This is a genomic window from Anaerococcus lactolyticus ATCC 51172 (genome assembly GCF_000156575.1).
GTDB lineage: Bacteria > Bacillota > Clostridia > Tissierellales > Peptoniphilaceae > Anaerococcus > Anaerococcus lactolyticus.
The window spans coordinates 1-241 of the sequence record NZ_GG666154.1 but is presented as its reverse complement, the minus strand read 5'-3'; the positions used below and the strand labels follow the sequence as shown (position 1 = coordinate 241).

1 protein-coding gene is annotated in these 241 nt (G+C 70.1%); it reads left to right on the top strand.

The genetic code is table 11. The features are described 5' to 3' along the window. A partial coding sequence (locus tag HMPREF0072_RS11605) for a hypothetical protein (RefSeq protein ID WP_211204246.1) occupies positions 1–241 on the top strand: 241 nt, incomplete at both ends.

Genomic DNA, 241 nt, shown 5'->3' with positions numbered 1-241 from the left:
AAGCGAAATCCTCGGCCTGTTCCAGCGCTGGCAGGCCGCCCACGGGCAACGCAGCGGCAAGGCCCTGGAAGGGGGTCTATGCGCCGCGCCTGGACTACTATGGCCGCGCGCAGACGCGCGAGCGCACCCTCTCCGCCAAGCAGGCCTTCTTCGCCCGCCATCCCGACTTCGAGCAGCGCATCGTCGCTGCGCCGCAGATCGTGCCGGGCGACCAGGAAGGCCGCTACGAGGTGCGCTTCGT